This window comes from Bacillus sp. 16GRE42, assembly GCF_019837435.1.
GTDB lineage: Bacteria > Bacillota > Bacilli > Bacillales > Bacillaceae_G > Bacillus_A > Bacillus_A wiedmannii.
Genome location: NZ_JADAXF010000019.1, coordinates 1 through 5,173 on the forward strand (window position 1 = coordinate 1; position 5,173 = coordinate 5,173).

Consider the following 5,173-nt stretch of genomic DNA (forward strand, 5'->3'; position numbering starts at 1 on the left):
ATGCTTTCATACCTCTGTTAATTGCCTGCTTAACTCCTTCTAAATAGGCGAATCCATGCCTTTTATCTGGTTCTAAGTAAAGTACCTTCTGCCCATTCATTCCACGCATTAATAAATAAAAACTCGCTGTTGTAAAGAGAATAGGTACGCTGGATTTGTTTGCTTAAATATATCGTGAACTTCCTAGGGGTAGAACCTAGGAAGATGCTGCTATTTAAGTCTTTGCGGCGTGCTGTATTGTCCCAGTCAACAAAGGCACCAGGAAATGTTTTTTTCTCTGGAGGAGATCGCTTTAGTATATACATCCACACTTTATCATAATCCCAAGCGTTTATTTGTTTACCAGACTCATATATTGCCTTATTTATGTCTGAAGAGCTATCATGGGCAATTGTATAAAAAGGCTCGAATTGAATGCTAGCATCAAATCCATTTATATTAGGAAGTGGAAAGCTGTTTAATGTTTCTGCAAAGTATATACCTTTCAAACCATTTTCTTGTGCGAGTGTATTCCAATAATGAAGCATTTGTTCACAATCAGGAATATGCCCGGGACGATAAATAATGAATAGTGGTTTATCATCTATACGGATATATCTCTCATCTTGGAAAGCTTGTAATAAATACTCAAAGTGTTCTTTCCAATCCGATAACTCTCCATAATTTTGAGGCTTTAATATGTGACTATCAAGACCATCCCAAGTTTTTGTCCACGGTTCATTTGCCCAAGAAAGGCAAAATGGAAAATCTGGTTCCTTCATTTTAAATACCTCATTAAAGGGTGTCTCCAATAGTCTTTTTCCTTTAAACCAGTTATGAGTGTTTTTGCGGTCATCTTAAATAAGGTATCGATTCTAAAAGGAAAATATAAAATAAAGATAATGAAAATTTATAAGGGGCATACAATTATAAGAGAATGAATAATAGAGGTGACCAATTTCGTTTATTTGTATTTCTAGGTGTGATAAGCAAAAATCTTATTACTAGAGAGGATATTATGAGGAAGAATAATTATTTAATAGTAGGTGGAAATAGTTTCATTGGTATTAACCTCGCATTAGGTTTATTGAAACAAGATCAAAATGTAAAAGTATTTTCCAGACATATAAATAATTTCCCTCAAAATATTATAAGTGATGTTGAATTTATTAAAGGTGATTTAGCGAATGTTGAAGATATATATAAAGCTTTAGTGGATGTGGATATTATTATTTATTTAGCTGCAACGTCTAATGTAGCAACTTCAATTGAAGATATTTTTGGAGATATGAACAGTAGCTTTTTTTTTCTTAATTTCATGGAAAGCGTTAAAAACTTTCCTATTAGAAGAATTGTATTAGCATCTTCTGGGGGCACCGTGTATGGTGAACCTGAATATTTACCTATTGATGAGAAACATCCATTAAAACCACTTTCTCCTTACGGAATAACAAAAGTGTCGCTTGAAAATTACTTGTACTTTTATAAGAAAAAATACGGAATTGACTATGTTGTATGTAGATATTCTAATCCATATGGAAAATATCAAAATCCTTTAAAGAAAGTTGGGGCAATAAACTGTTTTTTGTATCAGCATCTCAGTAATGAAAAGATTAATATATATGGGAATCCACAAGAGATTATTCGAGATTATATTTATATCGATGATTTAGTTGAAATCACTATACAACTATCACACTTAAATCGTTTGAAATCTTGTGTGTATAACATAGGGAGCGGCAAGGGTCTCTCTTTAAAACGAATTATAGTAGAATTGGAGAAATTAACGGAAAGAAGAGTGGACTTTACCTGCTATAAACAAAGGCAAGAAAATGTTCAACAAATTATTTTAAATATAGATAGAGTAAGACGAGAATGTAATTGGGAACCGAAAATAGATTTCAAAAGTGGAATTAGATTAAATAAGCTATGGATTGAAGAGTTCTTATATAGTAAAAAATAATAAGCCATGCCTACTTTTGTATAAGTAGAGCGTGGTTTATTATTTTATTTCTTTTTTTATTACCCAAAGGTCTTGATGTTCCCACCAAAAACCTTCAGTGTATTTTTTGATAACAGGGTTATAGGGTAATAATTTAATTTTGTCACATACGTAAGAGGGACTAACGATCATTTGCCCGTATTGATGAACATCCAAATCCAATTGTTCACTAGAAGGGAGAAACCAATAACCCTGTTTATTTAAATCTGGAAAGCTGAAGTACTTTTTACTTTGATAACCATGAGTTGTGAAAATGAGTAAGCCTTCAGGAGAAACAGCATTATACAATGTTTGAAGCCAACGAAACCAAGTTGTATTAGGCATATGAGAAAAAAATGATAGACAAAAGACGATATCATACGTAGACGAGGTCAAATTTACTTGTTCAGGTTCAGGGTGAGATAAGATAGAGGAAGTATTTAATGTACGTTCAATAAAAGTAATAGCCTCTTCATGTATATCGCAGGTAGTTATACTTAAGTTCGTTTGTAGGTTTAATAAATGACGTGTTACGCAGCCGTATCCGGATGCGAATTCTAATAATTTTATTGGAGTGTCTATAGGGGGATGGAAGGAAGTAATTAAATCTAAGAGTGTTTCTGCAGATTTTCTCCCATCTTGAAAATAATAATCTATCGCTTCTTTTTTAGATGGGAAGACTGGATTAGTGACAAGGAATTGAAAGATATGATCCTCTGGATGGATACTTGCATTTACATTGTAGTTGTGTGCAATTCGAGAAATCAAATCTTTATTTGCCTCTATAAATTCTTTCAATGAGTAACCCCCCTTAAATGATAGTAACGTCTTACAAGAGATACTGATGGCGAAGAAAATATATCATTCAATCTTCAAATATGCTTTAAGATACTTTCTATATGTGTACATTTTTTTTTTGAAATGTCGTCGATAGTAAAGGTTTCTTTAATGAAATTCTGCATTTGTACAACTTCACTGTAATGGGAATATGAATCTTCTGTTCTCGTTACGCTATTTGTATGTCGTCTATGATAGTTTAGCGGTTTTGGATTGAAATAAATGTTCCCCTCTTTAAGAATAGAAACATAGAAAAACCAATCACCAGCTACTTTAAACTTTTCTAATTGTTTTTCTGTTATTTTTATATCTATGTTTTTAAAAACTACACTTGAGACATTAGGTATGGTGTTTTTGATAAGTAATGTATCTTGTATTTCATCTATTCCTTTTCGGAAATAAGAACTTTTCCATTTTTCTTTATCAATATCATTTGTGTAATCTAAATAATGATTGGCCAGGATATTTCCTTGCTCATCTATTTGTTGTGATTGTGTGTAGCTTAAGGTAACATCACCATTTATATGAAACCCTTGTATTACTTCTTCTAAAAATGTCTGATCACATAAGTCATCGGCCTCTGCAATCAAAATATAATCACTGGTTGCTGCAGAGACGCCTTTTATCCATTGTTTAAATACAGAACCAGAGTTTTTATCATTAATAATCTGCTGAACTTTTAAGTGGGGCTTATTTTCGTTTGAGAGCAGCTGTTTAAATATAGATACGCTATTGTCAGTAGAGGCATCGTCTAGGAAAATTAGTTCGTAAAGGGGATAGGTTTGGTTTAATATGGATTTAACTCGGTCAGGTAAGTATTTTTCGTAATTATAGTTCGATATGATTACGCTTATTTTTTTGTAATTATGTTCAAGCAGGTTTAATAATTGATAAATATAATGAAGAAAGTTGAAATCTTTTTCAATAAGCTCTTGGCCAAAGCGCCCTTTTTGTAATCGTAAGTCTTCATCTCCAATAAATTCATATATTCTTTCCAGCAACTGCGGTAAATTTAAAAAGTCTACTAAGGCGCCAGTTTGTTCCGTAACAACATCTTCAAAACCTCCAGCATTTTTAAACTCTATAACAGGGACTTTTGTATCTAATGCTTCTAAAACAACGTTTGGAAAAGGATCTTCTCTTGAAGTTAATAAATACAAATCAGCCCCGGCGTTATATAAACCGATATCTGGAGTAGGCTCAACTAATGTGAAATGTGCTGTATACCTTGGGGATAGCGTGTTAAAGAAATGAACATCTGTTCTCCCGCCCCAGATAAAATGAATATTCGTATGAACCTTTCTTACTGAGTAAGCAATAAGTGAGAATAAATCTATCCCTTTCCGATGATCAGCAAAACTTACCCCAAAAATGATGTTGCTATCTAGAGGCAGGTTGTGTTTTTTTCGTAATTCGTTTCTCGCTTTTGCAATATTGTTCTTATAAGGATTGTGGTTAAACAAACCTTGAGGGGGGATGTGGCATTTTTAATGATCTAATTGGGTGATTGTACGGAATTTTTCATACACGTACTGTGAAGGGAAGACAATTTTGTAAGCAAACTCGGCAATGTTTCTCGCTTTTCCCTCGGCAGAGTACTGTTGTATTAAATGCGGCAATTCATGTATTAATGAAATAACTTTTATATTGTGTTTAGCTAGTAATGCAACTATATCACCACTTATGACGGTACTACATATGGCGATGGTATAGTCTTGTGATAGTAACTTCTTTATTAATAATTCGACCTTTTTTCCGTTGGGTAGTCTTCCTCTAGGCAATAAACAGGACCATACTTTTGAAAATCGTGGATTAAAATGCCCGTTCCAATAGAAATAATTGCGACGGAGTAATGAAAGTTTTCTTTAAGAGCTTTAATAGTATGTAAAGAAAGAAGTTGTGCTCCGTGGAAATGGGCATCATGGGATACATAAATGATCTTCTTATTAACATGCATTTCATAACGCCTCCTAAGTTAATTAGATTTTTAGTAAATGCATGGTGTATTTATAATTCCTAGAGAGAAGTGGTAGGAGATAATTGTGAATGCAGCTGGAATGTACTCGAAATAAAAAGTGCTACCTTTAATATATATTTGTTTGGCTTGCTATTCATTCTTTAGAAAGGTGTAAGTAAGAAAGTATAAACTGTCGATTATGAAAGTGATTACATCAGTTTATTAATCTCTAGGAACGGAGTATAAATGAAGAAGGTTCAATACCCTTTAGAATTTATAAAATAAAAAGGATAAAAGGTATTGACGATTAGGATATAGGGGTGTAATATAGAACAAGTCGCCGATGCAATAACGCAGAACGCGGCAAACGAAATGAAAAACTTAGTTGACATTGAAACATGAAGATGTTAACATAAGGG

2 protein-coding genes and 2 pseudogenes are annotated in these 5,173 nt (G+C 32.9%); 1 reads left to right on the forward strand and 3 read right to left on the reverse strand.

What is annotated here, in order from left to right:
• Positions 1-818 (reverse strand): annotated as a pseudogene (locus ILS93_RS28310) (glycosyltransferase WbsX family protein); the annotation flags it as partial.
• Between the two features lie 179 nt (positions 819-997).
• Here ILS93_RS28310 and ILS93_RS28315 point away from each other — a divergent pair.
• A complete protein-coding gene (locus ILS93_RS28315) occupies positions 998-1,942 on the forward strand; it encodes an NAD-dependent epimerase/dehydratase family protein (protein ID WP_064475992.1) in 945 nt (314 codons plus the stop codon).
• Between the two features lie 39 nt (positions 1,943-1,981).
• On the opposite strand, the gene ILS93_RS28320 is transcribed toward ILS93_RS28315, so the two are convergent.
• Together ILS93_RS28320 and ILS93_RS28325 are read right to left on the reverse strand one after the other, a co-directional pair.
• Positions 1,982-2,758, reverse strand: coding sequence for a class I SAM-dependent methyltransferase (locus ILS93_RS28320; RefSeq protein WP_064475993.1), 777 nt, complete (start codon positions 2,756-2,758; stop codon positions 1,982-1,984).
• Positions 2,759-2,821: 63 nt separating this feature from the next.
• A pseudogene (locus ILS93_RS28325) lies at positions 2,822-4,754 on the reverse strand (glycosyltransferase).
• Between the last annotated feature and the right edge of the window lie 419 nt (positions 4,755-5,173).